This is a genomic window from Micromonospora sp. NPDC050495, from assembly GCF_040655175.1.
In the GTDB taxonomy this organism is placed as follows: domain Bacteria; phylum Actinomycetota; class Actinomycetes; order Mycobacteriales; family Micromonosporaceae; genus Micromonospora.
Genome location: NZ_JBFAJK010000001.1, coordinates 562032 through 587757, shown reverse-complemented (window position 1 = coordinate 587757; position 25726 = coordinate 562032). Strand labels below are relative to the sequence as shown.

25 protein-coding genes are annotated in these 25726 nt (G+C 74.4%); 15 read left to right on the top strand and 10 right to left on the bottom strand.

Annotated elements, in window-relative coordinates; genetic code table 11:
- Positions 1 to 165: 165 nt before the first annotated feature.
- Together AB0I11_RS02865 and mycP are read left to right on the top strand one after the other, a co-directional pair.
- The gene (locus AB0I11_RS02865) at positions 166 to 504 is read left to right on the top strand and encodes a MarR family winged helix-turn-helix transcriptional regulator (protein ID WP_357309641.1); all 339 of its coding nucleotides are present in this window, start codon (positions 166 to 168) and stop codon (positions 502 to 504) included.
- 73 nt (positions 505 to 577) lie between these two features.
- Positions 578 to 1813 carry a type VII secretion-associated serine protease mycosin gene (mycP, locus tag AB0I11_RS02860; RefSeq protein WP_357309638.1) on the top strand — a complete coding sequence of 412 codons (1236 nt, stop codon included), beginning with the start codon at positions 578 to 580 and terminating at the stop codon, positions 1811 to 1813.
- Between the two features lie 259 nt (positions 1814 to 2072).
- Here mycP and AB0I11_RS02855 read toward each other — a convergent pair whose 3' ends face one another.
- The 3 genes from AB0I11_RS02855 to eccCa form a co-directional block, all read right to left on the bottom strand.
- Entirely contained in the window at positions 2073 to 2351 is a 279-nt protein-coding gene (locus tag AB0I11_RS02855) for a WXG100 family type VII secretion target (protein ID WP_357309634.1), read from the bottom strand.
- A 28-nt stretch (positions 2352 to 2379) separates the two neighbouring features.
- Positions 2380 to 2688 (bottom strand): WXG100 family type VII secretion target, encoded by a 309-nt coding sequence (locus AB0I11_RS02850; RefSeq protein WP_357309631.1) that lies wholly within the window; start codon positions 2686 to 2688, stop codon positions 2380 to 2382.
- A gap of 241 nt (positions 2689 to 2929) precedes the next feature.
- Complete coding sequence (gene eccCa, locus AB0I11_RS02845) at positions 2930 to 6895, bottom strand: type VII secretion protein EccCa (protein ID WP_357309628.1); 3966 nt, start codon at positions 6893 to 6895, stop codon at positions 2930 to 2932.
- Positions 6896 to 7065: 170 nt separating this feature from the next.
- On the opposite strand from eccCa, the gene eccD reads away from it, so the two are divergent.
- The gene (gene eccD / locus AB0I11_RS02840) at positions 7066 to 8463 is read left to right on the top strand and encodes a type VII secretion integral membrane protein EccD (protein WP_357309624.1); all 1398 of its coding nucleotides are present in this window, start codon (positions 7066 to 7068) and stop codon (positions 8461 to 8463) included.
- Here eccD and AB0I11_RS02835 read toward each other — a convergent pair.
- Complete coding sequence (locus AB0I11_RS02835; protein ID WP_357309621.1) at positions 8447 to 9619, bottom strand: type VII secretion protein EccE; 1173 nt, start codon at positions 9617 to 9619, stop codon at positions 8447 to 8449. The genes eccD and AB0I11_RS02835 overlap by 17 nt on opposite strands.
- A gap of 162 nt (positions 9620 to 9781) precedes the next feature.
- On the opposite strand from AB0I11_RS02835, the gene eccB reads away from it, so the two are divergent.
- The 8 genes from eccB to AB0I11_RS02795 all read left to right on the top strand — a co-directional run bounded on the left by eccB (position 9782) and on the right by AB0I11_RS02795 (position 17044).
- The gene (eccB, locus tag AB0I11_RS02830) at positions 9782 to 11254 is read left to right on the top strand and encodes a type VII secretion protein EccB (protein WP_357309618.1); all 1473 of its coding nucleotides are present in this window, start codon (positions 9782 to 9784) and stop codon (positions 11252 to 11254) included.
- 113 nt (positions 11255 to 11367) lie between these two features.
- Positions 11368 to 11742 (top strand): hypothetical protein, encoded by a 375-nt coding sequence (locus AB0I11_RS02825; protein ID WP_357309613.1) that lies wholly within the window; start codon positions 11368 to 11370, stop codon positions 11740 to 11742.
- Complete coding sequence (locus AB0I11_RS02820; RefSeq protein ID WP_357309610.1) at positions 11735 to 12985, top strand: WXG100 family type VII secretion target; 1251 nt, start codon at positions 11735 to 11737, stop codon at positions 12983 to 12985. Before AB0I11_RS02825 ends, AB0I11_RS02820 begins: the two co-directional genes overlap by 8 nt.
- A 162-nt stretch (positions 12986 to 13147) precedes the next feature.
- Positions 13148 to 13609, top strand: coding sequence for a hypothetical protein (locus AB0I11_RS02815; protein ID WP_357309607.1), 462 nt, complete (start codon positions 13148 to 13150; stop codon positions 13607 to 13609).
- A 272-nt stretch (positions 13610 to 13881) separates the two neighbouring features.
- Positions 13882 to 14706 carry a hypothetical protein gene (locus tag AB0I11_RS02810; protein ID WP_357309603.1) on the top strand — a complete coding sequence of 275 codons (825 nt, stop codon included), beginning with the start codon at positions 13882 to 13884 and terminating at the stop codon, positions 14704 to 14706.
- Between the two features lie 40 nt (positions 14707 to 14746).
- Positions 14747 to 15121: a YkvA family protein gene (locus tag AB0I11_RS02805; RefSeq protein ID WP_357309600.1), complete on the top strand. Its 375-nt coding sequence runs from the start codon at positions 14747 to 14749 to the stop codon at positions 15119 to 15121.
- Between the two features lie 316 nt (positions 15122 to 15437).
- The gene (locus tag AB0I11_RS02800) at positions 15438 to 15854 is read left to right on the top strand and encodes a TIGR03618 family F420-dependent PPOX class oxidoreductase (protein WP_357309596.1); all 417 of its coding nucleotides are present in this window, start codon (positions 15438 to 15440) and stop codon (positions 15852 to 15854) included.
- 569 nt (positions 15855 to 16423) lie between these two features.
- Complete coding sequence (locus tag AB0I11_RS02795; RefSeq protein WP_357309593.1) at positions 16424 to 17044, top strand: C39 family peptidase; 621 nt, start codon at positions 16424 to 16426, stop codon at positions 17042 to 17044.
- A gap of 66 nt (positions 17045 to 17110) precedes the next feature.
- Here the strand turns inward: AB0I11_RS02795 and AB0I11_RS02790 are convergent, their stop codons facing one another.
- The 3 genes from AB0I11_RS02790 to AB0I11_RS02780 all read right to left on the bottom strand — a co-directional run bounded on the left by AB0I11_RS02790 (position 17111) and on the right by AB0I11_RS02780 (position 19173).
- Complete coding sequence (locus AB0I11_RS02790) at positions 17111 to 18373, bottom strand: alkaline phosphatase (protein ID WP_357309589.1); 1263 nt, start codon at positions 18371 to 18373, stop codon at positions 17111 to 17113.
- Positions 18374 to 18578: 205 nt separating this feature from the next.
- Positions 18579 to 18812, bottom strand: coding sequence for a ferredoxin (locus AB0I11_RS02785; RefSeq protein WP_357309585.1), 234 nt, complete (start codon positions 18810 to 18812; stop codon positions 18579 to 18581).
- A 178-nt stretch (positions 18813 to 18990) separates the two neighbouring features.
- Positions 18991 to 19173 (bottom strand): antitoxin, encoded by a 183-nt coding sequence (locus AB0I11_RS02780; protein ID WP_357309581.1) that lies wholly within the window; start codon positions 19171 to 19173, stop codon positions 18991 to 18993.
- Positions 19174 to 19349: 176 nt separating this feature from the next.
- Between AB0I11_RS02780 and AB0I11_RS02775 the strand changes: the two genes are divergently transcribed.
- Positions 19350 to 20573: an AI-2E family transporter gene (locus AB0I11_RS02775; protein ID WP_357309578.1), complete on the top strand. Its 1224-nt coding sequence runs from the start codon at positions 19350 to 19352 to the stop codon at positions 20571 to 20573.
- A gap of 18 nt (positions 20574 to 20591) precedes the next feature.
- Here the strand turns inward: AB0I11_RS02775 and AB0I11_RS02770 are convergent, their stop codons facing one another.
- The gene (locus tag AB0I11_RS02770; RefSeq protein ID WP_357309575.1) at positions 20592 to 21251 is read right to left on the bottom strand and encodes a dienelactone hydrolase family protein; all 660 of its coding nucleotides are present in this window, start codon (positions 21249 to 21251) and stop codon (positions 20592 to 20594) included.
- A gap of 316 nt (positions 21252 to 21567) precedes the next feature.
- On the opposite strand from AB0I11_RS02770, the gene AB0I11_RS02765 reads away from it, so the two are divergent.
- The 3 genes from AB0I11_RS02765 to AB0I11_RS02755 all read left to right on the top strand — a co-directional run bounded on the left by AB0I11_RS02765 (position 21568) and on the right by AB0I11_RS02755 (position 22515).
- Entirely contained in the window at positions 21568 to 21957 is a 390-nt protein-coding gene (locus AB0I11_RS02765) for a MerR family transcriptional regulator (protein ID WP_357309572.1), read from the top strand.
- Entirely contained in the window at positions 21930 to 22274 is a 345-nt protein-coding gene (gene trxA, locus AB0I11_RS02760; protein WP_357309569.1) for a thioredoxin, read from the top strand. Before AB0I11_RS02765 ends, trxA begins: the two co-directional genes overlap by 28 nt.
- 61 nt (positions 22275 to 22335) lie before the next feature.
- A complete protein-coding gene (locus AB0I11_RS02755) occupies positions 22336 to 22515 on the top strand; it encodes a hypothetical protein (protein ID WP_357309566.1) in 180 nt (59 codons plus the stop codon).
- An 82-nt stretch (positions 22516 to 22597) separates the two neighbouring features.
- Here AB0I11_RS02755 and AB0I11_RS02750 read toward each other — a convergent pair whose 3' ends face one another.
- Complete coding sequence (locus AB0I11_RS02750) at positions 22598 to 24970, bottom strand: glycosyl hydrolase family 65 protein (protein WP_357309563.1); 2373 nt, start codon at positions 24968 to 24970, stop codon at positions 22598 to 22600.
- Positions 24967 to 25716: a beta-phosphoglucomutase family hydrolase gene (locus tag AB0I11_RS02745; RefSeq protein ID WP_357309561.1), complete on the bottom strand. Its 750-nt coding sequence runs from the start codon at positions 25714 to 25716 to the stop codon at positions 24967 to 24969. Before AB0I11_RS02745 ends, AB0I11_RS02750 begins: the two co-directional genes overlap by 4 nt.
- Between the last annotated feature and the right edge of the window lie 10 nt (positions 25717 to 25726).

The window sequence follows — 25726 nt, the reverse complement described above, 5'->3', positions numbered from 1 at the left end:
GCGGAGGCGGCCTCGCCGACCACAGTCACACGCAGCCGAACGCCCGTCAAGGTATACGTGATACAGACTTCATACGTCCGGAGGTACTTGACCGGCCGCCGCGACGCGTCCACGCCGCCCGCCCCGCTCGCCCGACGGCCCGGATCGGCGCTGCCGGGCCCTACCATGACCACCATGTCGACCACACCTGGCGCGCCCGGGAGCGCCCGGAACTGGACCTTCCTCACCAACCACGGGCACGTCCTGCTGGCCATCGCGCGCAACCCCACCGCCCGGCTCCGCGACGTCGCCGACGAGGTGGGGGTGACCGAACGGGCCGCCCAGGCGATCGTCACCGACCTGGAGGCCGGCGGCTACCTGCGCCGCACCCGGGTGGGCCGGCGCAACGAGTACACGATCAACCCGAGCGGCCACTTCCGGCACCCGGCCGAGGCCGACCAGCAGGTCGGCGCCCTGCTCGCCCTCTTCAGCGCCGGACCCGACGACGAGTCCACCGGGAAGTGACCCGCGTCGGCGGCCGGCGCCGCACCCCGCTCCCGTCACCGCACGACCGGGCCGGCGGCGGTAGTCTCACCGCGTGCGCGACAGCCTGCGGCCGGACGAAACGACGGTGAGCGCCCGGATCGGGCACCGGATCCGACCTGTCCTCTGTGGAACGGTCGCGGCGCTGCTCGGCACGGTCCTGGTGGCCCCCGCCCCCGCCGCCGCGGCCCCCCGCTGCGGCCCGGCCGGCAACCCCGCGCCGACCGCGCAGACCTGGGCACTGGACCGGCTCGCCCCCGCCTCGGCCTGGCGGGTGACCAAGGGCGGCGGGGTGACCGTCGCCGTGATCGACTCCGGCGTCTCGGCCAGCCACCCGCTGCTGCGCGGCCGGGTCCTGCCCGGCGAGGACTTCAACGGCCTGGTGAAGCTGCGCGGGCAGTGCGACCTGGTCGGCCACGGCACCCTGATCGCCGGCATCATCGCCGGCCGGGAGGGCACCGGCGTGCCGTACAGCGGGATCGCGCCGGAGGCGCGGATCCTGCCGATCCGGGTGCTCGCCGAGAACCGGGAGAACTTCGACCCGGCGGTGCCGGGCGAGATCGGGCGCGCCATCCGCTGGGCCGCCAACCATGACGCCGACGTCATCAACCTGTCGCTCGTGACGCTGGACGACCCGGCCCTCAAGTCGGCCGTCGACTACGCCCTCGGCAAGGGGGTGGTCCTGGTGGCCGCCGCCGGCAACCGGCAGGAGAACCAGGAGGACCGGCCCGCCTACCCGGCCGCGTACCCCGGGGTGATCGCCGTGGCCGGCGTCGACGAGCAGGGCCAGCACGTCGGCAGCTCGGTCAGCGGCGACTACGTCGACATCGCCGCACCCGGCCTGAACATCGTCGGTCCGGCTCCGCAGGGCTCCGGATACCTCGCCGAGCCGCAGGGCGGCACCAGCTTCGCCGCCGCGTACGTCTCCGGGGTGGCCGCGCTGATCCGCGCCGCGCACCGCAACCTCACGCCCGACGAGGTGGCCTACCGGCTGACCCGCACCGCCGACAACCCGCCCGACGGGCACAACGCCTCGGTCGGCTACGGCACGGTCGACCCGTACCGGGCGGTGACCAGCCTGCTCGGCACCCGGCAGGACCCGCCGCTCGGCGCGATGCCGGCCCCCGCGCCGCAGGCCGACCCGCTGGCCTGGCAGCGCACCGTGGCGATCTGGGTGGCCGTGGTGGGCGCGCTGCTGGCCGGCACGCTGCTGACGCTACGCCCGGTGCTGGCCCTCGGCCGCCGACGCGGCTGGCGACCGGGACGCCGGCCGGCGCAACTGGACAGCTGACCCCCCGGCCGGGTCCAGGCCCGCCGCCCGGACCGGCCCAGAGCGCGGTACGCGGCCCGGCAGCGCGCGCTGTGGCGCGAGGACCCGGTGCGCCGTCCGAGCCGCGCCACGGACCCGTCAGGGCGCGCGGTGGCGCGGTGGGGCGTCAGGGCGCGCTGCGGCGGTCGGCGGGAGCGACACGGTCATCCCGCGGGGCGGAAACGCACCGCGGCCCCGCCCCGGCAGAGCCGGGTGCGGGGCCGCGGTGGACCGGTCCGGGTCAGCCCCAGACCTTCGAGTTGCTCATCTCGGTGGTCATGTAGTTCTCGCGGGCGATACCGACCGCGCCACCGATCTCGTTCAGGACCTTGTTGATGTCCCGCACGGCGGCGTCCCACTGGGCCTGGTGCTGCTGGTAGGCAACCCGGTCCTGGCCCTCCCACTCGAGCTTGGTCAGCATCGAGCGCAGCGTGTCCAGCTTCTCGTCGATGGTCCGCGAGATGGCCTGCATCTGCTGGTTGCTGCTCTCGAGGACGGCGTAGTCAACCTTGATGCTCATGAGTTCCTCCTCTGCCTGTCTTCGCGGATCACGGGTTGAGAGCAGAGTGGAACTTGTCCAGCATCTGCTGCTGTTCTTCGTCGTTGACCTGGTGCGTCGTGCCCGACTTGTCGAGCAGGTCCGCGATGTTGTCCATGGCCTGGAGCAGCTTGGTCGTGTCCTCGTTCCAGCGCTGCATCAGGTTCTGGAAACCCGTGGAGGCTTGGCCCTTCCAGGCCATCGCCAGGTCGTCGACCACGTTCCACAGCTTCTTCAGCTCACCGTCGACGTCGCTGCGCGTGGACCGCACGTCACTCGCGGCGGTGTGCAGAGTCGCTGCACTGACCTCGAACGCCATGCTTCACACCCTTCCGTCATCTCTGTGGCGGCGGATCCGCCGCGCCCTCCCCCGCGGCAAGGCGTACACACCCCACCGACGGACACTTCAACCGAACCGTAGCGGACGACGTCCAACCCGCGCAGCCCTGCCTTCCCATCGTCGTCTTCCGACACGGCAGGATCCACAACGCAATCCGCCCCGGACCGTACGAGTTGGACGGTCGTTGGCCAGGTCAGGGCCCCGGCCGCCGACGGTCCGCTCAGGCCGGCTCCGTCCACGCCGTCTGAATCAACTGCTGGCCGTCCCGGCGGCGCACCAGGGTGCCCCGGCCCGGCGGCTGCGGGCTCGGCCGCAGATTGCCGAAGACGGCCCCCTCCTCCCGGCTGCCGGACATCAGCAGACCCGGCGAGTCCAGCTCGCGCAGGCGTTGCAGCACCGGCTCGTAGAGGGCGCGCGCCAGGCCGCCCACCCGACGCGTGATGATCAGGTGCAGGCCGATGTCGCGGGCCTGCGGCAGCAGCTCGTGCAGCGCGCTGAGCGGGTTGTTGCCGCCGGAGGCGACCAGGTCGTAGTCGTCGACCAGGATGTAGAGGTCGGGTCCTTTCCACCAACTCCGGTCGCGCAGCTGCGCGGTGGTCACGTCCGGGCCGGGCAGCCGGTTCTGCAGAGCGTTGCGGATCGAGCCGAGGCCCTGGCTGAACACCTGGTTCGACGGCGCGTAGTCCAGCAGGTGATCGCCCTCCACCGCGCCGAGCAGGCCGCGCCGGTAGTCGGCGATCACCAACCGGGCCTGGGCCGGGGTGTACCGCTCGGCGATGCCCCGGGCGATCAGCCGCAGCAGGTTGGTCTTGCCGCACTCGGCGTCACCGAACACGGTCAGGTGCGGCTCACCGGCCAGATCCAGGTAGACCGGGGCGAGCGCCGACTCGTTGACGCCGATCGGGATGCCCGGCGCCGACCGGTCGATCACCTTCGCCAGCTCGCCGACCCCCAGCTTGCGGGGCAGCAGCCGCACCTTCGGCGCGGGGCGGCCCGGCCAGTTCGCCGCCACGTGCCCGGCCAGCGCCACCGACGCCTCGGTCAGGTCCTCGACCTCGCGCTTGCCGTCGATCCGCGAGATCGCGGTGAGGAAGTGCAGCTTGTCCCGGGTCAGACCGCGGCCGGGCGTACCGCCCGGCACGTTCTGCGCCGCCCGCCGGTCGATCTCCGACTCGGCCGGGTCGCCGAGCCGCAGTTCCAGCTTGGTGCCGAGCAGGTCGCGCATGTTGATCCGGATCTCCGCCCACCGCACAGCGGTGACCACCACGTGTACGCCGAAACCGAGGCCCCGGTTGGCCAGGTTGGTGATGGTCTGTTCCAGCTCCTCGTACTCCTGGCGCAGCGTGTTCCAGCCGTCGACGACCAAAAAGATGTCGCCGAACGGGTCGTCGGCGAACTCACCGGCGGCGCGGCGCCGCCGGTAGCTGGCCACCGAGTCGATGCCGTGCTGGGTGAAGCGCAGCTCCCGCTCGTCGATGATCGCGACCACCTCGGCCACGGTCCGGCGGACCGCCTCGGTGTCCCGCCGCCCGGCCACCCCGGAGGTGTGCGGCAACCCCTCCAGGCTGCGCAGCGCGCCACCGCCGAAGTCGAGGCAGAAGAACTGCACCTCGCGCGGGGTGTGGGTGAGCGCCAGCGAGGCCAGCATCGAGCGCAGCATGGTGCTCTTGCCGCTCAGCGAGGCGCCGACGATGACCACGTTGCCGCCCGCGCCGGCCAGGTCCACCATCATCGGGTCGCGCCGCTGCTCGTACGGCCGGTCCACGATGCCCACCGGCACGCTGAGCCGGCCGCGGCCCGGCCAGTCGGCGGTGGTCAGCCCGAACGTCGGGTGCACGCTCAGCGGCGGCAGCAGCTCGGCCAGGCCCGGCGGCTCGGCCAGCGGCGGCAGCCAGACCTGGTGCGCGGGGCGGCCCCGCCCCTTGAGCCGGTCGATCAGCACGTCGAGCGTCGCCACGGCCTTGCCGTCGCCGCTCTGCTCCGGCTCCGGCACGATCTCCGTCGGGGTGGGCAGGGCCGGCGCCGGCACGTAGTCGATGCCGTACGGGACGATCCGGCGCTGCACCTGCGCCCGGACCGACCGCTGCACCTGCCCCGGCGCCCGGTACGGGCCGGAGACGTAGGCGGCGCGGAACCGCAGCATCGTGCTGGTGTCGGTCTTCAGGTAGCCGTGACCCGGCGCGTTCGGCAGCTCGTACGCGTCCGGCACGCCGAGCACGATCCGGCTCTCCACCGCCGAGAAGGTCCGCAGACCGATCCGGTACGACAGGTGGGTGTCCAGCCCGCGCAGCTTCCCCTCCTCCAGCCGCTGGCTGGCCAGCAGCAGGTGCACGCCGAGCGAGCGGCCGAGCCGGCCGATCATCACGAAGAGGTCGATGAAGTCCGGCTTGGCGGCCAGCAGCTCGCTGAACTCGTCACAGATGATCAGCAGGCTGGGCATCGGCTCCAGCGGCTCACCGGCCGCCCGGGCCTTCTCGTAGTCGTACCGGGAGACGTAGTTGCCGGCCGCCCGCAGCACCTCCTGGCGGCGGTTCATCTCGCCGGCCAGGGCGTCCCGCATCCGGTCGACCAGCGGCAGCTCGTCGGAGAGGTTGGTGATCACCGCGCTGGTGTGCGGCAACGCGTCCAGCGAGGCGAAGGTGGCGCCGCCCTTGAAGTCGACCAGGACGAAGTTGAGCTCCTCCGAGGAGTGCGTCACGGCGAGCGCACCCACCACCGTACGCAGCAGCTCACTCTTGCCGGAACCGGTCGCGCCGATGACCAGGCCGTGCGGACCCATGCCCTCGTGCGCGGACTCCTTGAAGTCCAGCTCCACCACGTTGCCGTCCGGCCCGACCCCGAGCGGGATCCGCAGCCGGTCCCGGTGCCCGCGCGGCCGCCAGGTCTGCTGGGTGTCCACGGTGGCCGCGTCGCCGACCCCGAGCAGGTCCGGCAGCTCCATGCTGCGGGCCAGCGGCTCCTCCGCGGTGGCGCCCTGCTGCTGGGAGAGGCGGAAGGGGGCGATCTGCCGGGCCAGCCCTTCGGCCGCGGCCGCGCTCAGCCGGTCCGGCCGGCCCAGCCGGGAGGTCGTGGTGCCGCGCACCAGGTCCAGCCCGGTGCCGTCGCCGACGTCCAGGCAGAGCAGCCACCGGCCGGCGTCCCGCGGGACCGTGCCGGAGAGGTCGATGACCGTGGCGCCGAGCAGGCCGGCGCCCATCAGCGCGCAGGTCGGCGAGACCTCGCCGCCGTCGAGCAGCACCACCACGTGCGGCGCGGTGGTGAGCGGCTTGGCCTCCGGCGCGAACCGGGGCCGGCCACCGAGTTCGTTGCTGAGCGCCACCTCCGCCTCGGCGAGGCTGGCGAAGACCATCCGGCGTGCCCCCGCCGCGTCGGTCCGCCCCGGGTGCTGGGCGTGCGGCAGCCACTTCACCCAGTCCCAGGCCGGCTGCCGGTCCGGCGCGGCCACCACCGCCACGATCAGGTCGTCCGGGGCGTGGAAGGTGACCAGCTGGCCCACGGCCGCCCGGGCCAGGTCGAGCACCGCGGCCCGGTCGCCGCGCAGGGCCACCCGGCTGAACGCCCGCAGGGACAGCGCGGTGGGCAGCTCCGGCACGCTGGTGTGGGCCCGGACGAACCGGCGCAGCGCGATGGCGCTCATCGGCTCCAGGTCCTCGACCGGCTTGGTCTCCGGCGGCACGATCTCCACGGCCAGCCGCTGCGGGCCGAGCGCGATCCGGACCTCGCCGAAGTCGTCCTCGGTGATCCGCCGCTCCCAGAGCCGGCGGGAGGCGGCGATCGACCAGAGCGCGTCCGGCTCCGGGTGCCGCCAGGTCATCGCGGCCCGCTGCTGCTCGGCGGCCCGCCGGGTGCGCTTGCGCATCTGCGCCAGGTAGCGCATGTAGTCGCGCCGCTGGGCGTTCAGCTCGGCCTTGTCGTTGCCGCCGTTGCCGAGGGTGCCGATCGCCATGCCGAGCATCGACACGCCGAACAGGCCACCGGCCACGTACGTCATCATGCCGCCGCCGCGACCGGCGTAGAGGAAGGCCATCGCGCCGACGCCGCAGAGCATCGGCAGGATCATCAGCACCTGACCCATGCCCTTGGACTGCGGCTCGGGCAGCTCGGGCGGGGACTCCAGCAACACCTCGCCCCGCGGCAACGCGGGCCCCGGTTGACGCGGAAGCCGGCGGAACACCACCGTACTCACGGCTCTCCTCCCCAGAAGCTGCCCTGATCGTGGTCTGCCGACGGCCCGAGACGTCGGGTGGGCAACCTGTGCGACCGCCATCGTAGGTAATCTCCCGGAGGCGTCGTGGACCCGTGGGGGGCGACGTCACCGGCCGAGGTGGATCGTAGGCGAGCACGAGGAGGCCAACAGTGGCGACGAAGACGGCGACCGGCGGGCTCAGCCGGATCACCATCGTGGCGCCGCGGACCAGGATGGATCTGGCACTGCCGTCCGACGTTCCGCTGGCCGACCTGCTGCCCACCCTGCTCCGGTACGCGGGCGAGGACCTGGCCGACGAGGGCGTACGGCATGGCGGGTGGAGCCTGTCCCGGCTCGGCGGTCCGCCGCTGGACGGCGGCCGCACCGCCGCGCAGCTGGGGGTCCGCGACGGCGAGGTGCTCTACTTCAACCCGCGGGCCACGGCCGCCCCCGAGATCGTCTTCGACGACGTGGTGGACGCGGTGGCCACCGCGACCAACCAGCGGCCCGGGACGTGGCAGGTCGGCACCACCCGGTCGTTCGCCGTGTTCTTCGCCGGCGCGGCGCTCGCCGCCGGGGCGGTGGCGGCGCTCCTCACCGGCCCGCCGCAGCTGCCCGGCGCGCTGGCCGCGCTGGTCGTCGCGGTGACCCTGCTGGTGACCGCCGCGGTGCTGTCCCGGGCGGCCGGCGACAGCCGCACCGGGGCCGTGCTGGCCATGGTGGGGTTGGGGTACGCGGCGATCGGCGGCCTGCTGGTGCTCGCCGGCGACCGGAAGCTCACCGAGCTGGCCAGCCCGCACGTGCTGATGGCCGCGACCGCGGCGGTGCTCTTCGGCGCGGTCGCCGCGCTGGCCGTCGGCGACCGGCTGCCGCTGTTCCTCGGCGCGGTCGCGGTCGGCGTGGCCGTCGCGGTCGGCGCGGCGCTCAGCCTGGCCTTCGGCATCGGCGCGGCGGCCGCCGCGGCGGTGGTCGCGACCGTCGCGTTCGCCGCCCTGCCCGCGCTGCCGATGATCGCCTACCGGCTGGCCCGGCTGCCGGTCCCGTCGATCCCGACCGGCCCGGACGACCTGAAGACCGACACCGAGGCGGTGGACGGTCCGCAGGTGCTGCGCAACAGCGAGCGCGCCGACGCCTTCCTCACCGGTCTGCTGTGGACGGTGTCGCTGCTGGTCCTCGGCGGCGAGCTGGTGCTGGCCGACAACGGCCGGCTGCCGTCCGTGCTGCTCTGCCTGGTCCTGGCCCTGCTGTCGCTGCTGCGGGCCCGCCCGTTCCTCGGCCGCGCCCAGCGCACGCCGGTGCTGCTCGCCGGCACCGGCGGTCTGGGGCTGGCCGCCGCGGCCACCTTCGGCACCGGCTCGCTGCCGGTCCGGCTCGGGCTGATCCTGGGCGGGCTGCTGCTCGCCGCGGTGATCAGCCTGATCTACGGGTTGACCGTGGCCGGCAAGCGGATCTCGCCGGTCTGGGGTCGCACCCTGGACATCGTCGAGATCCTGCTGATCATCGCGGTGGTGCCGTTGGCGGTCTGGGTCTGCGGCCTCTACGGCTGGATCGTCAACCTTCGACCGTGACGGTGCCCATCGCGGTGGCCACCGGCGCGGTGGCGTAGACGCCCGGGCCGTGCTGCCCGTCCAGCGGGCGGGCCGGCACGCCGCACCGCTTCGCCACGTCCCGGACGACCTTCACCAGCGCCTCGGCGTGCCCGTCCATGGCGGCGACCCGCAGCAGCGGGGGCACCCGGCGGCCGCCGGGCAGCACCAGCGCCGCGACCGTGTGCGACGGCGCGGAGGTGGCGGTCACCGCGTCCACCAGCGGGCCCAGTGCGCCGTTGGGGCGTACCCGCAGGGCCAGGCAGTGCTGGGTCCAACCGCCGCCGCGCAGGCTGGTCCAGCTCTCCACCGGCGACTCCGGCGCCAGGTCCAGCCCGGCCCCGGAGACCACCGCGGCGTGCAGCTCGTCCCGGCTGAGCACCCGGTGGCCGAGGCCGGCCGCGGTGAGCGCCTTGCCCAGCCGGCCCATGCCGGCGGACACGGTGCGGTGCACGCCGCGCAGGCCACCGCCCCGGCTCACCGCCTCGGCGCGGGCGTCGGCGACGGAGAGGCGCAGCGCCACCCAGACCGTCCGGTGCGCGGCCGGCGGCGCACCGGGCGCCGGGTACCAGACCAGGGTGTGCGAGACGACCTGGGTCTGGGTGACCGGGCCGGCGAAGTCGGCGAGCACGGCGAGGGCCCGGTCCACCACCGCGGCCTCGACCGAGCCGGCCGGCGCGCCGGGCCGCCCGGTCAGCGCGACCGCGGCGAACCAGCCCCGCTCGTCCTGCCCGATGCCGAGCCGGGTGCCGCGCTCGGTCAGCTCGACCACGTTCAGCTCCGGGGCGAGCGCGGCCAGCCGCGGATCGCCGGCCGGCACCGCGCCCCGGGCCCGCTCCCGGCGGCGGCGCAGCCGGCGGCGCAGCGCCAGGTCCTCGTACCACCAGCGGCCGCCGCGCCGGGCGAAGGCGGCGACGACCGCCAGCAGGGCCGGTACGCCCACCGCCGGCAGCACCCAGGTGGGGCCGGCGGTGGCGAACCAGACCGCGAGCGCGGCGCACTCCAGCACCACCAGCTGGCCGACGACGACCGGGCCGAGGCGGCCCCGTCGGCGCTGGTCGCTGGGCGCGACCGGACGGTCGTCCGGGGCGGCGGGGGCGGTGGCCGTACGACCGGGTGGCGCCTGGACCTGCGTCATCGGTAGCGTCCCTTCTGGACATCCTGGGCATCCGCCGGATCATTGCGGGCCGGGAGGGCGGGCGGGGTCCCGGTGAACCCCCGGCGGCCCCTTATCGTAGGGAAGCCCGCGGCGGAGTTCGGACCTGATCGCCGCGGACCCACCCCCGGCCGGAGGTTAGTCATGCGGACCCGCCGCGATCAGGTGCAGGCGTACCGCTTCGTCACCCGCCGCATCGTCTCCGCGCTGCTCTCCGGCGACCCGGAGACCAGCGACCTGCCGATGCGGCGGCTCGGCATGGCGGTCTTCGGCAGCGTGCTCGCCGCCGCCGTGGTGCTCGGCGGCGCCGGGGCGTACGGGCAGCTCACCGGCAACGCGGCCCCGCTGGCGGCGGACACGCTGGTGATCGAGCGGGAGACCGGCGCCACGTACGTGTTCACCGACGGGAAGCTGCACCCGACGCTCAACTACGTCTCGGCCCGGCTCATCCTCGACAAGGCCGATCCGCCGGTGCGGACCATGTCGCGGGCCTCGATCAAGGACCAGCCGCGCGGTCGCACGGTCGGCATCGTGGGTGCTCCGGACGACCTGCCGGACCGCAAGTCGCTGGTCGGTCTGCCCTGGTCGGTGTGTGACGTGCCGGACCCGGTCGACCCCCGGCGGTCCACCACCCGACTGGTCATCGACCGGCCGCTGGCCGGCGGCGCCCCGCTCACGGACGAGGCGGTGCTGGTCCGCACCGACGAGGCGCGGTACCTGCTCACCGGCGGCGCGCGGCTGCGGGTGGTCGGCGACGAGCAGGCGCTGGTCGCGTTGAAGATGGCCGGGGCGCCGGCCCTCGGCGTGGGCCAGCAGTTGCTCAACGCGGTGCCGGTCGGGCCCGCGCTGCGCAAGCCGAACATCGAGGGGTACGGCAGCGCGAGCGGCCTGGCGGTGGCCGACCGCCCGGCCAAGGTGGGCCAGGTCTTCCGGGCCGCCGACCAGTACTACGTGCTGACCCGGCAGGGGCTCGCGGCGATCCGGGAGGTGACGGCGCTGCTGCTGCTCGGCGACGGCGGTCAGGTCACCGACATCACGCCGGACCAGGCCGGCCGGCTCCTCACCGACCAGCGGCTGGAGCCGGACGGCCTGCCGCAGCGGCTGCCCGCCCTGCACGAGGTGCGGGCCGGGCACAGTGTGCTCTGTGTCACATACCGGGCGAGCGGGGCGGGCCAGCCGCCGACCACCACGCTGGAGGTCTTCGACCAGCCCCCGCCCGAGTTGACCGCGACCACCGGGGTCGCCGCGCGACAGGGCTCCCGGGACGCGGTACGGACCGCCGAGAGCGTGCTGCTGCCCGGCGGCAAGGGCGTGCTGGCCCAGGCCGCGGCCGGGGAGACCGGGAAGGCGGCGGCCGGCGCCACCGTCTACCTGATCACCGCCCAGGGCGTGCGCTACCCGCTCGGCGCCGGTCCGGGCGATGCCCGGGTCGCGCTCGGCTACGGCGACGTCGCGCCGCTGGCGGTGCCCGCCTCGCTGCTGGCCCTGGTGCCCACCGGGCCCGCCCTGCAACGGCGGGACGCGATGGCGTACTTCGACCCGGGCGCGGCGTCGGCCGGCCCGGACGGGCCGGCCGATTCGGCGGCGGGCACCGACCCGCCGGCCCAGGGGGGCTGACCGCCGGCCGGTCCGATGTGGAGCGGCGGCGGACACGGGTCGCCTCGGCTGGCCCGGGTCGACTAACCTGAGCGTGGCCAACGATTCTCGACGATGACTACGGGGATGCAGCCATGAGCGGGCGCACCACAGTTGACGTACTGTCCTTGGAGGATTTCCACCAGCGGCTTGAGCGGCGGCTGAGCGAGGCTGAGGCGGTGTTGCGCAAGCTCAACACCGCTATGCAGTGCCGGCCCCCGGCGTTGGGCACGTTCACCGACGCGACCGACAACGCTCGCCGCTACTCCGAGACGTACCAGAGTTTCGTCAACCACGCCGAGCGGCTGCACCGGGCGATCGTGGCGGCCAAGCAGGCGACCAAGACGATCATGACCAATTACCGGACCGCCGAGGCGCGCAACGCCGCCGCCGCGGCCGACATCGTCGCCGCCCTCGCCGGGTTGTCCGAGGCGATGAAGCCGGCGAAGGGAGAGGATCCGCGTGTCTGAGTACACCCAGCGCTACGAGCACGTCAGCCACAAGGAGCTCTACCAGGCGGTCAACGCCGGCGACCCGACGCAGATCGACGCGCTCAGCGCCCAGTGGAGTTCCCTGAAGGACACCCTGGAAGGGCTCGGCCGCGACCTGCGCCACGACCTCGAGGCGCTCGGCAAGACCTGGACCGGCGCCGCGTCGCACGAGTTCCAGCAGCGGCTGAGCCTGGTCGCCACCTACTCGGGCAACCTGGCCGAGGGCATGACCGGCGTCCGGCAGGGGCTCGACATGATGGCCACCGAGCTGCGCACCGCCCAAACCAAGGCGGAGAGCCCGGAGGAGACCGACGACAACGACAAGATGCTCTCCGGGGCGACCAAGGGTTTCCTGGTGGGTGGCCTGACCGGCGCGGTGATCGGCGGCGTCGTCGGCCACGAGCAGGACCAGGCCGAGCAGGAGAAGGCGCACCAGCGGATGGTCAAGGTCGTCGCCGACCTGGCCGAGGGGTACGACTTCTCCGCGTACGGCCGGATCGTCGTGCCCGACGAGCCCGACAAGCGGCTGCCGGGGCACTCCGACCCGCCCGGCTCGTCGCTGAAGGACGGCCCGTCGGTCGGCACGCCGCACAGCGGGCCGACCTCCGGCACGTTCGGCCCGGGAGCCGGCGCCACCGCGACCACCTCCGGGGTGCACCACACCGCCCCGGGCAGCGGCACGCCGGGCGGTGGCGGGCCGGGGAACGGCACCGGGATCGGCGGCGTGGGCGGCCCGGGCACCATCGGCTCGGTCGGCACCGTCGACCCGACCGGCACCTCGCTGGCCGGCGCCGCCCCGCTGACCACCACCGGCCCGACGACCGGCCTCCCCAGCAGCACCATCGCCGGCGCGTCCACGACCGTCCCCACCGGCGGCGGGAACTCGCCCTTCGGGCTCTCCGGCGGCGTCGTGGGCACCGGGGCGCTGGCCGGCTCGACCAGCACGCCGACCGCGGGCCGCCCCGGCGGCCTGGAGAACCGGGCGGCCACCGGCTCCGGACGACTCGCCGGCGGCCGGAGCGTGGTGGTCGACGCCGAGGGCCGCGGCAACGGCGCGAAGGGCACCGGCGGGCGTCCCGCGCTGGCCGGCCGCAACGGCGTGCTGGGCCGGCAGGGCCAGCACGACGACGAGTCGGACGAGCGGTTCACCTGGCTGACCGAGGACGAGATGGTCTGGGGCGACGGCCGGTCGGCCGCCCCGCCGGTGCTCGGCACCGACTGATCGCAGCCGACCCGCGGCGCGGCGTCCCTCCACCCGGAGGGGCGCCGCGCCGTCGTCGTACCGGGTCGTTTCGTTCCGTCCACAGCGCAGCGTGGGGCGGGTCACGTCCGTGGCGAAGATCGTCGGGATGCAGGAGGCGGAACCGACCGATAGGTTGAGCGTGTGCTGGCCGTAGCGTTCACTCCGCCCCTCTGGGCGACGACGCTGCGCAGCCTCCGCCGGCTCACCCGGATGGCGGCCACCGCACTGGTGCTCGCCGTCGGGCTCAACGGTCTGGCCGCCGCGCCGGCCGGCGCCGATCCGGTCCGTCCGGCCGCGACGAGCCGCTCGATCGCCGACCTCCGGCTCGCCCCGGCCGCGCCCGACCTCCGCACCGTGCGGTATGCCGCCGCCGTGGATTCCGCCGGTCCCGGCACCGCGACGCCGGTCACCGGTGCCCTCGTCCCCGGGGCGAACGCCGCCGCCCGGGACCTGCGCGCGACCCCGACCGGGCCGGCGGTCCGCGTTCCGGCCCGCCACTCCACGTCGGAGGTCGCCTCGCCGCGGGCGCAGGCCGGCCCGGCCGTGCCGCCCACCGACCCGGGCCGGAGCACCGTCGCCCGCCGCGGCCCGCCGCACGCCTGACCCCGCCGGCCGCCGTGCCCGCCCGCGCCGCCTGATCCACCGCGGCCCGGCCGGAACCCGACCGGCCGCCGTGGCCACCGGAACCCGACCGGCCGCACGGCCCGCCGGAACCCGATCGGCCGCCGTGGCCCGCAGGATCCCGACCGGCCGCCACGGCCCGGCGGAACCGACCGGCCGCCGTGGCCCGGCGGGCCGATCCGGCGGCACGGCCACACGGCGATCCGTGGCACGAACCCCCGCCCGTCGACCGGGCCCCCGACCGCGACTCCCGAATGTCCCACCCTGAGGTGCTGGTGATGCAGACCGTCTTCTCCACCGTCCTGCCCGACGTCCCCCGGGCCGCCCTGATCTGGCTGGCCCTGATCGCCGTGCCGGCGATCGCGATCGCCGCCCTGATCATCCGGCCCGGCCGGCTCCGTCCGGTGTTCGCCGGACGGATCAGCGAGGCGGCCATGCCGAGCAGCCTGGAACTGGCCGAGGAGGCCCGTGAGCGGGCCCGGTACGCCCAGGAGGTCGAGGTCGCGGCGGCCCGGGCGGCCGCGACGGCCGAGCGGCGGCGCGCCGAGTGGCTGGCCGCCCAGGAGGAGGTGGACGAGGCCTGGCGCGCGTACGAGGCGGCGGAGGAGGACGTCCACCGGCTGGCCGCCGCTGCCGCGCTGCCGCTGCCGCGGACGGCACAGACCCCGGCCGAGTACGCCGACCGGGAGCGCTGGCTGCACCGGGCGGCGCTGGACGCGCAGTGGCGCAAGGAGATCACCGTCGAGCAGCTGAGCGACATCCTCGGCCACCGTGGCTGGGACCCGCGCCGGCACCCGGTGGAGCAGGAACTGCTGCTGCGCCGGCTGGTCCGGGACAACCTGCGCGCCCGCCAGCAGACCGCCCGGGAGCGGGAGCAGGCTGCCTGGCGGGACGCCGAGCTGGCCGCGGCCGCCGCACGCAGCCTGCGCGAGGAGGCGTACGCGGCGACCCGCCCGGCAGTCGAGCCGCGGTCCGCGCTCTCCCTCGCCGACCTGACCGGCCCGGAGGCCACCCGGGAGCTGCCCGTACGCGACCCGGCGCCGGCCGCCCGGGGTCGTGCGGCGGTCGCCGCGTACTGATCGTCGAGCACCACTGGCCGGGCTCGGCTAGCGTGACCCCGTGTCCCGCGAGATGTGGCTCCTGGTGGTGCTCGCCGGCCTGGTCGCCCTGGCGACGCTGGTCGGCGCGGTGCTGCTCGCCGTCCGGGTGGTCCGCACCCGCCGATTGCTCGGTGCCCTGGGCGCCGGCGGCAAGGTCGCCTTCTACGGCGCGCTGATCTACACGATCCTGCCGGTCGACCTGCTCCCCGACCCGATCTACCTGGACGACATGGGCGTGCTGGCCGGCGCCCTGGTCTATCTGGGGCGGCTGGCCGCCCGGCACCGGGCCGCGCAAGGAGCACTGCCGGGCCAGACCGCGCAACGCGGCCTGCCGGGCTCCGCCGCGCAACGCGGACTGCCAGACCGGACCGCGCAACGCGGCGTGCGGGATTAGGCGGCGCAGCGCGGCGTGCGGGATTAAGCGGCGCAGCGCGGCGTGCGGGATTAGGCGGCGCAGCGCGGCGGGCGCGACCCGGCGGCGCAACGCGGCGGGCGCGACCCGGCGGCGCAACGCGGCGGGCGCGACCCGGCGGCGCAACGCGGCGGGCGCGACCCGGCGGCGCAGCGCGGCGGGCCGGACCGGCCGGGGTTCCGCACACCGCCCGATCCCCCACGCCGCCTCGTGTCATGATCTGCCCCGGGCCGCCGACCGGCCCGGCTCGACGGACATCGGCGCGGCCCGCTCGGCCGCCGGCGACGGGGGACGGGACATGGCGGGCGACCACCGGCTGGAGCCGCACGACGCGCGGGTCGCGGCATTCTTCCGGGACCGGCACCTCGCCACGCTGACCACGCTGCGCCGCGACGGCACCCCGCACGTGGTCCCGGTGGGCCTCACCTTCGACCCGGACGCCGCGCTGGCCCGGGTCATCACCTCCGGCACCTCGGCGAAGGCACGGCACGTCGCGGCGGCCGGGCCGGCGGGCACCCCGGTCGCGGCCTGCCAGGTGGACGGCCGCTGGTGGCTGACCGTCGAGGGACGGGCCGTGCTGCGCCGCGACCCGGAGTCGGTGGCCGAGGCCGAGCGCCGGTACGCCGAGCGCTACCGCCAGCCGCGCCCCAACCCGCAGCGGGTGGTCATCGAGATCGCCGTGACCCGCCTGATCGGCAGCCTCCCCGCCGACTGACCGGCCTGACCCGCCAGCGGGTGTCGCCCGCGTCGGGCCGTCCCGCACCGACCGGTCCCGCGCGGTCCCGCGCTTTCGGTCCCCGCGCTTTCGAGCGGCGCTTTCGATCCGGACGCTTTCGGTCCGGCGCTTGCGGTCCGGCGCTTTCGGTCCGGCGCTTTCGGTCCCGCGCTTTCGGTCCCGCGCTGTCGATCCCGCGCTGTCGATCCCGCGCCGACCGGCGGGCCGATCCGCCCCAGCCCGGCCCTCCGGCCGATCCGCCCCAGCCCGGCCCTCCGCTCGGGGTGGCCTTGATCGACTCGGGATACCGCATGTTGTGCTGTCCCGGCTCAGGGAAGGCCCCACATGCCGCAACCCGGTGACGAACCACCCAGAACGGCCCGGCCACGCCTACCCGGAATCGGGTCGGCCGGTGCCGTCTGTCCGGTTCGGCGGTGAGCGCCGCCACCTGCGGAATCAGGGGCAGCCGGGAGCCGTTGCACTTCCCGAACGACCGCCGAGCGCCACTCCCGGTGCTCCGTCCGGCGGAGATCCCGTGCGGACGGCAACCCCCGAATGGAGCCTCGACCGTGATCGCAATTGTCCGGAAGTGCCTGCTCTCCGTCGCCTGCCTCGCCGCCTCCGGTGGTGTGGTCGCGGGCCCGGCCGTGGCCGCGCACGCCGCTCCCGCCAGTGTGGTCAAGAGCAAGGGCGAGCGCAGCGCCGGCTACGAGTACCAGGCCCAGCCGAACTTCTACTACTGCGGCCCGGCCTCGACCCGGATCGCCCTGTCCGCCGAGGGCAAGGAGATCAGCCAGGACGAGCTGGCCGCCAAGCTCGGCACCACCGAGAACGGCACCGACTCGGCCATCGACGTCACCCGGGTGCTCAACGAGTACACCGGTGGCAAGTACAAGACCACCGAGATCCGGGACGACGTGGCCACCCGTGAGCAGGTGGAGCGGCTGCGCGCGGACATCAAGGCCGCCGTGGACGCCGACCGGCCGGTGGTCGCCAACATCCTGGGCGGCGCGCTGGACATCGACGGTGTCGAGCACAGCTACCCCGGCCACTACCTGACCGTGGTGGAGTACAAGGACGACGGCAACACGGTGCTGATCGCCGACCCGGCCAGCCCGAACGAGCCGACGTACTGGATGGACGTGACCCAGCTGGCCAACTGGATCGCCGGCCGCGGTTACAGCTCCTGACCCAGCGACGGCGAGGGCCGGCCTCCCCCACGGGAGGCCGGCCCTTCGGCGTACGCCGGGTCGGGCTCAGCGGGTCAGGATCTGCGCGAGCACGTCGTGCACGTGGGTGTTGGGGTGCTTGCCGGTGAACTGCTCGGCCAGCGGGCCGTACGCGGTGACCGGCACGTCGGCGCCGGTGTGCCCGCTGGTGGTCCAGTCCAGGTTGAAGCTGAGGCTGCTGCCCTTGATCGGGAACGGCCCGTCCTCGGCGGAGATGTCGTCGCCGGACTCGTCGGAACTGCCGGTGTCCTCGACGGTCAGGCCGCCGCACTCGTGGTCACCGGTCACCACGACCAGGGTGTCCCGGTGGCTGGCCGCGTAGTTGCGGGCCACGGCCACGGCCTTCTCCAACTCGCCGAGGGCCTGGAGCATGCGGGTGCCGTTGTTGTCGTGGGCGAACTCGTCGATGCCCTCCTCCTCGACGAAGAGGAAGAAGCCCTTCTTGTTCGTCGACAGGGTGGACAGTGCCTTCTCGGTCATGGTGGCCAGGCTGGCCGGCGGGTGGTAGCTGTCGCCCTCGCCCTCGGCGCGCTGCTGGAACAGCTCCTCGTTGCCGAAGAGCCCGAGCAGCTTGCCGCCCTTGGCGGCGCGGAGCTGAGCGGCCGTGGAGACGTACTGGTATCCCTTGGCCTTCGCCTCGGTGATCAGGTTGCCCTTGGTGCCCTTGCTGGCCTCGGCCGGGTCCTCGGCCGGGTGGTCCGGGTACGCGCCCGGGACGTCGGCGGGCAGCCACCAGTCCTCGCCCCCGCCGAGGATCACGTCCGGCCGGGTCACCTCCAGGTACTGCCGGGCGATCTCGTCCTGCGCGGAGCGGTTGGCGGTGTTGGCGAAGAAGGCCGCCGGGCTGGCGTCGGTGACCTGGGCGGTGGTGACCAGGCCGGTCGCCTTGCCGGCCGCCTTGGCCTGGGCACCCAGGGTGGGCAGCGGGTTGCGGTCCACGTCGACGCTGATCGCGCCGTTGTAGGTCTTCTCGCCGGTGGCCCAGGCGGTCGCCGCGGCGGCCGAGTCGGTGATCGGCGTCGACGGGTCGTGCGGGCTGGTGGTGAGCTGGCCGGAGTAGGGCAGCTTGTCCATGGTGAGCTGGCCGTCGAGGCCGGCCAGGTAGAGGCGGGCCGCCTCGCGGTGGGCGGCGGACATGCCCTCGCCGTTGATGAAGATGACGTTGCGCGCCTTGCCCTTGGCCGGGCCGGCATCGGCCGCGGTGATCGGGTTGGCGAGGCTCAGCCCGGCGGCGGCGATGGCGCCGGCGACGACCGGGGCGAGCAGCCTGCGGCGGGAACGGACGGTCACGGGGGTCCTCCTGGCGGATGGAACGCTCATTGCGACCACCACGCAACCGCACTCCCCAGCCGAGGGCCTGACCAGCGGGTTAACGGAGGACGGCGGCTACCCGGACTCTTGTCGCCGGGGGCAACCGTCCGTCTCCTGGTCTCCCGGGCAACCGGCCGCCTCCTGGCCGCCGGAACCGTGGCCTCTGGTCAGCGGCGGCGGGCGGTCACTCCTCGGGCGCGATCCGTCGCAGGCTCGTCACATCGGACACGATGATCGCCTCCATGGGGCAGGAGTCGGCCGCGTCGAGCACCGCCTCGGCGGCGAGGATCCGCTCCACCAGCGGCCGGGACAGCCCGTCGACCAGCACGAAATGGTCGGGGGCGATGCCCGCGCAGATCCCGGACCCGATGCACCGGGTCGGGTCGACGTGCAGCCGCCATTCGGTCCCCTCGCTCACCGGCTCCCCCTCCGTTCGCGCGGACACCCGACGGCCAACTCCGCGCGCCTCGACAATGAGTCATGCTCCGACTGCGGATAGTAGCGAGGTTGGTCGATGAGGACCAGAGGGGCGGTCGTACCCCGGACACAGCGCTCCCGGGCCGTCCGCCAGGGACGACCCGGGAGCGCGGGCGGGATCAGCGGTCGGTGTCGCCCTGTCCGGTCCGCTGCTGCGCCATGTCGACGCCCTTGTCGATCTGCTGGTCGTACTTGCCGCCGGTGCGCTTGTCGGCCATCTCGCCGCCCTTGTCGAGGCCCTTGTCGACCTGCTTGTCGTGCTGGTCGGCGAAGTCCTTGGCCTTGTCCATGAAGTCGCTCATGTCGGATCTCCTCTCGGTGCCTTCCTGCCTTCCCTGGCCGGGTGGGCACAAACGCATCCCGCCCGGTTGGCGGCCGCGTGTCGGATTCCCGCCCGTCGGGTACGGAACGGCACGGTCGAGGAGGGTCGGCACGCCCGTCGGGCCACCGGACGGCCAGGTTCGAGGAGGGGGCCGACGTGGAGGATGAGCGCGGGCGCGGGTCCGAGGCCACGGACAGCGCCAGGGCGACCGACAGCGCCGAGGTGGCGGACGGTGAGGTGGCGGACGGCACCGGGGTGGCGGACAGTGCCGGGCCGGCGGCCCGGCGGCAGGCCACCGTGCGCCGCGAGGCCGGTCCGGCCGCGGGGCCGCGCCAGGCATGGGCCGGCCTGCCCTGGCCGGTACGGACGGCCGTGACGTGGAGCGCGTGCCTGGTCGTGGTGGTCACCGGGCTCTGGCTGCTGGGCCGGATCGCGGTGCTGCTGGCGCCGCTGGCGGTGGCGCTGGCCGGCACCCTCTTCCTCGCCGCGCTGCTCGACCCGGTGCTGCTGCGGCTGCGCCGGCTGCGGGTGCCGGCGGCGCTGGCCGCCCTGCTCACCATCCTGCTGCTGCTCGGCGTGCTGGTCGGGGTCGGCGCGCTGGTCTGGAACCTGACCGCGAGCCAGTTCGGCGAGCTGAGCCAGCAGCTCGACCAGGGGCTGGCCCGCGGGCGGGACTTCGTCACCTCCAGCCTGCCGGTCACCGACGCGCAACTCGACCGGCTGGTCCGGCAGGTCCGGGACGGGTTGAGCGGCAGCGCCCCCGACCCGGTCGCCGGTGCGCGTACCGCAGCCGAGGTGGCCGGGTCGATCCTGCTCGGCCTGGTGCTGCTCTTCTTCCTGCTCAAGGACGGCCGGACGATGTGGGGCTGGGTGCTGCACCGGGCGACCGGGCCGCACCGGGAACTGACCGCCGAGGCGGGCCGCGCCGGGTGGCGGACGCTCGGGGCGTACAGCCGGGGCACGATGATCATCGCGGCGATCGACGCGCTCGGTATCGGGCTGGGACTGGTGGTGCTGCGCGTGCCGCTGGCCCTGCCGCTCGCGCTGATCACCTTCGTCGGCGGGTTCGTCCCGATCATCGGCGCCACCGTGGCCGGGGCGGTCGCCGTGCTGGTCGCCCTCGCCGCGAACGGTCCCACCACCGCGCTGCTCACCCTCGCCGTCGTGATCGCCGTCCAGCAGATCGAGGGCAACCTGCTGGAACCGCTGGTGATGAAGCGGCAGGTACAGCTCCACCCGGCGGTCATCCTGGTCGTGGTCACCGCGGGCACGCTGGTCGCCGGCATCGCCGGTGCGTTCGTCTCGGTGCCGATCGCCGCGGTCACCTGGCGCGTCCTGGACACGGTGCAACAGCACCGGGTCTCCCAGCCGGCCGGCTGACCCCGCCGGCCGCCCCGGTCAGGCGGGGTGCGGCTGCCGGAGGTGACTGCCGAACCAGGCCCCGGCCTGCTCGGCCACCTGGTCGAGGGTGCCGGGCTCCTCGAAGAGGTGCGTGGCGCCGGGCACGATCCGCAGCTCCGCCACCTCTCCGAGTTGGTCGCGGGCCTGCTCGTTGAGCACGATCACCTGCTCGTCGAGGCCGCCGACCAGCAGCAGCGTCGGGGCACGCACCGCGGCCAGCGAGCTGCCGGCCAGGTCGGGACGCCCGCCCCGGGACACCACGGCACCGACCCGGTCCGGCCGCGCCGCCGCGGCGACCAGGGCGGCGGCCGCGCCGGTGCTGGCCCCGAAGAGCCCGACCGGCAGCCGCCCCAGCGCCGGGTCGGCGGCCACCCAGTCGACGATCGCCGCCAGCCGCTCGGCCAGCAGCCCGATGTCGAAGCGCAGCTCGGCGGTGACCTCGTCCCGCGCGTCCTCCTCCGGGGTCAGCAGGTCCACCAGCACGGTGGCCAGCGACCGGTCGTTGAGCTGGTGCGCCACCGCCACGTTGCGCGGACTGTGCCGCGAGCTGCCGCTGCCGTGCGCGAACAGCACCACGCCGACCGCCCCCGACGGCACGATCACGTCCCCGACCAGCCCGCCGTCCACGACCGGCACCGTCACCTCGTACCCCGCCATGCTCCCCACCTCCACGCGGCGGATACCCCCGCCCACCGCGCCCTCACCCGGGACCTGTGGAACTGACGTCGGAAACGACTCGAACCGACGGTGACTGCCTGCCCAGATCGGGCAATTCGGCCGCGCGCCCTGACGTTCCGGACGGATCGCGATATCAGAAACGACTCAGCTCCACAGCGTGCCGCATCCTGTTCGTCGGTCCAGCCGCCGACCCGGTACGCGGAGCACGGCCGGGGCGACGGGCGTCACCGCGGGGTTGCGTTGACGTCGGTGGCAAGGTTTAGCGTCGGCTGGGCGAGGTGAGCTGGGAGGCGGCATGCGGATCGGGGAGCTGGCGCAACGAGCCGGGACCAGCACCCGGACCCTGCGCTACTACGAGTCCCAGGGGCTGGTGCGGCCGGGGCGCTCGGCCAACGGCTACCGGGTCTACGACGAGGCGGAGCTGCGCGTCGTGCACGAGATCCGGGCGCTGCTGGCGGTGGGCTTCGGGCTGGACGACATCCGTCCGTTCGTGGCCTGCCTGCGTGCCGGCAACAGCTCCGGTGACGTGTGCCCCGACTCGGTGGCGGTGCTGCGGCGCAAGCTGGCCGAGGTGGACGACTACCTCGACCGGCTCGGCACGGTCCGCCGGCAGCTGCACGATCAGCTCGCCCGCGCCATCGCCCATCGGGAGGAAACATGCCTCAGGACACGCAGGCGCGACTGACCTCGGTCACCGACGCCACCTTCGCCACCACCGTGCTGGCCGCCGACCGGCCCGTGGTGGTCGACTTCTGGGCGGAGTGGTGCCCGCCCTGCCGCGCCGTCTCCACCCACCTGGCCGAGCTGGCCGAGGAGTTCGGCGACGCGCTGCGCATCGTCGCCCTCAACTCGGACGAGAACCCCGAGACGACCCGGGCGTACCAGGTGATGTCGATGCCGACACTGCTGACGTTCCGGGACGGGCAGGTGGTCGGCTCGATCGTCGGGTCCCGGCCCAAGAACCACCTGCGGCTGAGCTTCGCCCGGCACCTGGACGGTTGAGCGGCCGGGGATCGGGAAGGCGCGGGGTGACCACGGACCCCGACGGATCGCGAGGATCGTCATGGCGAAACAGGACAGGTCCCGGGAGCAGGAGCTCGCCGAGCAGAAGCGCCGCGAAGAGGAGTTGCAGGGCTCGTCGGAGTGGGCGGACCGCGCCTCGCTGGCCCGCACCGCCGACGACCCGAAGGCGGCGGCGCCGCGGGACGCCGGGGGCCGGCCGTCCAACGGCCGCCAGTTCTGACGTACGCCTGAGCCGCCCCGGATCGCGACGACGCGGCCCGGGGCGGCTCAGCTCAGGTGCTGACCACGCGGCCCGGGGTGGCTCAGCTCAGGTTCTCCGGCAGATGCATCAGGGGTGACCGGCCCGGTGGCTGCTCCGGTGGCGGCCCGGTCGGTGGCGCCGGCGGCACCGGCACGGTGACCGGCTGGGCGGCGGTGACCCGGACCGGTTCGCCGTGGTGGCGCAGGGTCAGCACGGTGTCCGCTCCCCCGTTGCGCAACGAGTACGTGGCCTGGTGCGGCCGGACGTCCACCCGCAGTCGCATCCCCCGCCACTGCAGCGCGAACTCCAGCCGGCTCAGGCGGCTGGAGAGCCGGGGCGAGAAGGAGAGCGTCCCGTCGTGGTCGCGCAGGCCGCCGAAGCCCGCCACCAGCGCCAGCCAGGTGCCGGCCAGCGAGGCCATGTGCACCCCGTCGCGGGTGTTCTCGCTCAGGTCGTGCAGGTCCATGAGGGCGGCCTCGCGCAGGTAGCGGTGGGCCAGTTCGGGGTGGCCGACCTCGACCGCCATCACCGCCTGGGTGCAGGCGCTCAACGAGGAGTCCCGCACGGTACGCCGCTCGTAGTAGTTGAAGTTGCGGACCTTCTCGTCGTCGCTGAACGCGTCCCCCCGCCAGTGCATGGCCAGCACCAGGTCCGCCTGCTTGACCACCTGTTTGCGGTAGAGGTCGAAGTACGGGTAGTGCAGCAGCAGCGGGTACTTCTCCGGCGGGGTGTGCTCGAAGTCCCACTCCTGCAACCGGGTGAAGCCCTCCACCTGCCCGTGCACCTGGGCCTCCGGGTCGTACGGGAGGTGCATGGAGTGCGCGGCGTCCCGCCAGGCGGCCGCCTCCTCCTCGCTGACGCCCAGGTCGAGGGCCTGGTCCCGGTGGCGCATCGCGCAGTCGGCGGCGGTGAGCAGGTTCCGCTGCGCCATCAGGTTGGTGTAGACGTTGTCGTTCTTGACCGCGGTGTACTCGTCGGGGCCGGTCACCCCGTCGATGTGGAACCGGCCGGTGCGGTCGTGGTGGCCGAGCGAGCGCCAGAGCCGGGCGGTCTCGACCAGCAACTCCAGCCCGATCTCCTCCTCCAGCGCCTGGTCGCCGGTGACGAGCACGTAGCGGCGCAGCGCGTCGGCCACGTCGGCGGCGATGTGGAAGGCGGCCGTCCCGGCGGGCCAGTACGCCGACGACTCCGGCCCCTCGATGGTCCGCCACGGGAAGGCGGCCCCGTGCAGGTTCAACGTCCGGGCCCGCTCCTGGGCCTGGGCGAGCGTCGAGTAGCGCCAGTGCAGCGCGTCCCGGACCGCGCCCGGCTGGGTGTAGGTGAGCACCGGCAGCACGAACATCTCGGTGTCCCAGAACGCGTGCCCGTCGTACCCGGGGCCGGTGAGGCCCTTGGCGGCGATCGGCCGGCGTTCCGCCCGGGCGCCGGCCTGGAGCACGTGGAAGAGACCGAACCGGACCGCCTGCTGCACCTCCGGGTCTCCCTCGACCCGCACGTCGGCGGCGTCCCAGAACCCGTCCAGGTATTCCCGCTGTTCCCGGCGCAGCCCGTCCCAGCCGTCCAGCCGGGCCGCGGCCAGCGCCGCCCCGACCTGGTCGCGCAGCGCGGGCAGCGACCGCCGGCTGGACCAGCCGTACGTCAGGTACTTCACCACCCGCAGCTTCTGCCCGGGCTTGAGCACGCAGCCGATGGTGGTCCGCACCCAGTCCTCGTAGCCCTCGGACTCGATGCTGGTGCGCTCCGGGGCGTCCACGTCGTGCGCCATCTGGGCGGCGACCCGCAGCCCGCTGACCTTGGTGCGGTGGATGAGCAGGCCGCCGTCGTCGGTGGTCAGCTGCTCCTCGGCCTGCAACGGTGACTCGAGCACGGCGGCCACCCGGGGGTCGCGGCTCTGCGGCGGCAGCGCCTCGTTCGCCACCAGCTCGGATTGGAGGATCAGCCGGAGCGGCCCCTCCAGCGCCTCCACCTCGTAGTGGATCGCGGCGACCGCCCGCTGGGTGAACGACACCAGCCGGGTGGTGCGGACCTTGACGTCCCGGCCGGCCGGGGAGCGCCAGTGCAGCTCGCGGTGCAGGGTGCCGGCGCGCAGGTCGAGGACCCGCTCGTGGGAGAGCAGCTCGCCGTACCGGACGTCGAGCGGCTCGTCGTCGACCAGCAGCCGGATCAGCTTGCCGTTGGTGACGTTGACGACGGTCTGCCCGGACTCGGGGAAGCCGAAGCCGGCTTCGGCGTACGGCAGCGGCCGCAGCTCGTAGAAGGAGTTGAGGTAGGTGCCGGGCAGGCCGTGCGGCTCGCCCTCGTCGAGGTTGCCGCGCAGCCCGAAGTGCCCGTTGGAGAGGGCGAAGACCGACTCGGACTGGGCCAGCACGTCCATGTCGAGCCGGGTCTCCCGGACGTGCCACGGTTCGACGGGATAGGCCCGTTCGCGGATCACCGGGCCGGCTCCGTCATCAGCTCGGCGAGGTCGGTGACCACCACGTCGGCGCCGTGCGCGCGCAGCTCGTCGGCCTGGCCGACCCGGTCGACGCCGATCACGTAGCCGAAGCCGCCGGCCCGGCCGGCGGCCACCCCGGCGAGGGCGTCCTCGAAGACCGCGGCCTGTCGGGGCGCCACGCCGAGCAGTTGCGCGCCGGCCAGGAAGGTGTCGGGGTGCGGCTTGCCGCGCAGCCCGCGCTCGCGGGCCACCACGCCGTCCACCCGGGCCTCCAGCAGCCGGTCCAGCCCGGCGGCGGCGACCACCGCGGCGCAGTTGGCGCTGGCCGAGACGACCGCCCGGCGCAGCCCGCTGGCGGCGGCCGCCTCCAGGTAGCGCACCGACCCCGGGTAGACCTCGACGCCACCGTCGGCGATGCGCTGGAGCAGGATGGCGTTCTTCCGGTTGCCCACCCCGTTGACCGTGTCCGCCTCGGGCGGGTCGTCGGGGGAGCCCTCGGGCAGGGTGATCCCCCGCGAGGCGAGGAAGGAGCGTACGCCGTCGGCTCTCGGTTTTCCGTCCACGTACCGGTTGTAGTCCGGGCCGGGGTCGAACGGGCGGAACGGCTCGCCGGTGGCGGCCGACCGTTGCTTCAGGAAGGCGTCGAAGGTCTGGGTCCAGGCGGCGTTGTGCACCTTGGCGGTCTGTGTGAGGACGCCGTCCAGGTCGAAGAGACAGGCGGTCACGTGAGCGGGTAGGCCCAGCATTGCCTGAATC

Excerpts from the sequence above, each read along its gene's own strand:
- AB0I11_RS02865 (WP_357309641.1), top strand. The coding sequence starts at position 166 with ATGACCACCATGTCGACCACACCTGGCGCGCCCGGGAGCGCCCGGAAC.
- AB0I11_RS02855 (WP_357309634.1), bottom strand. The coding sequence starts at position 2,351 with ATGAGCATCAAGGTTGACTACGCCGTCCTCGAGAGCAGCAACCAGCAG.
- AB0I11_RS02850 (WP_357309631.1), bottom strand. The coding sequence starts at position 2,688 with ATGGCGTTCGAGGTCAGTGCAGCGACTCTGCACACCGCCGCGAGTGAC.
- AB0I11_RS02835 (WP_357309621.1), bottom strand. The coding sequence starts at position 9,619 with ATGACGCAGGTCCAGGCGCCACCCGGTCGTACGGCCACCGCCCCCGCC.
- eccB (WP_357309618.1), top strand. The coding sequence starts at position 9,782 with ATGCGGACCCGCCGCGATCAGGTGCAGGCGTACCGCTTCGTCACCCGC.
- AB0I11_RS02825 (WP_357309613.1), top strand. The coding sequence starts at position 11,368 with ATGAGCGGGCGCACCACAGTTGACGTACTGTCCTTGGAGGATTTCCAC.
- AB0I11_RS02810 (WP_357309603.1), top strand. The coding sequence starts at position 13,882 with ATGTCCCACCCTGAGGTGCTGGTGATGCAGACCGTCTTCTCCACCGTC.
- AB0I11_RS02800 (WP_357309596.1), top strand. The coding sequence starts at position 15,438 with ATGGCGGGCGACCACCGGCTGGAGCCGCACGACGCGCGGGTCGCGGCA.
- AB0I11_RS02780 (WP_357309581.1), bottom strand. The coding sequence starts at position 19,173 with ATGAGCGACTTCATGGACAAGGCCAAGGACTTCGCCGACCAGCACGAC.
- AB0I11_RS02770 (WP_357309575.1), bottom strand. The coding sequence starts at position 21,251 with ATGGCGGGGTACGAGGTGACGGTGCCGGTCGTGGACGGCGGGCTGGTC.
- AB0I11_RS02765 (WP_357309572.1), top strand. The coding sequence starts at position 21,568 with ATGCGGATCGGGGAGCTGGCGCAACGAGCCGGGACCAGCACCCGGACC.
- trxA (WP_357309569.1), top strand. The coding sequence starts at position 21,930 with ATGCCTCAGGACACGCAGGCGCGACTGACCTCGGTCACCGACGCCACC.
- AB0I11_RS02755 (WP_357309566.1), top strand. The coding sequence starts at position 22,336 with ATGGCGAAACAGGACAGGTCCCGGGAGCAGGAGCTCGCCGAGCAGAAG.
- AB0I11_RS02745 (WP_357309561.1), bottom strand. The coding sequence starts at position 25,716 with ATGCTGGGCCTACCCGCTCACGTGACCGCCTGTCTCTTCGACCTGGAC.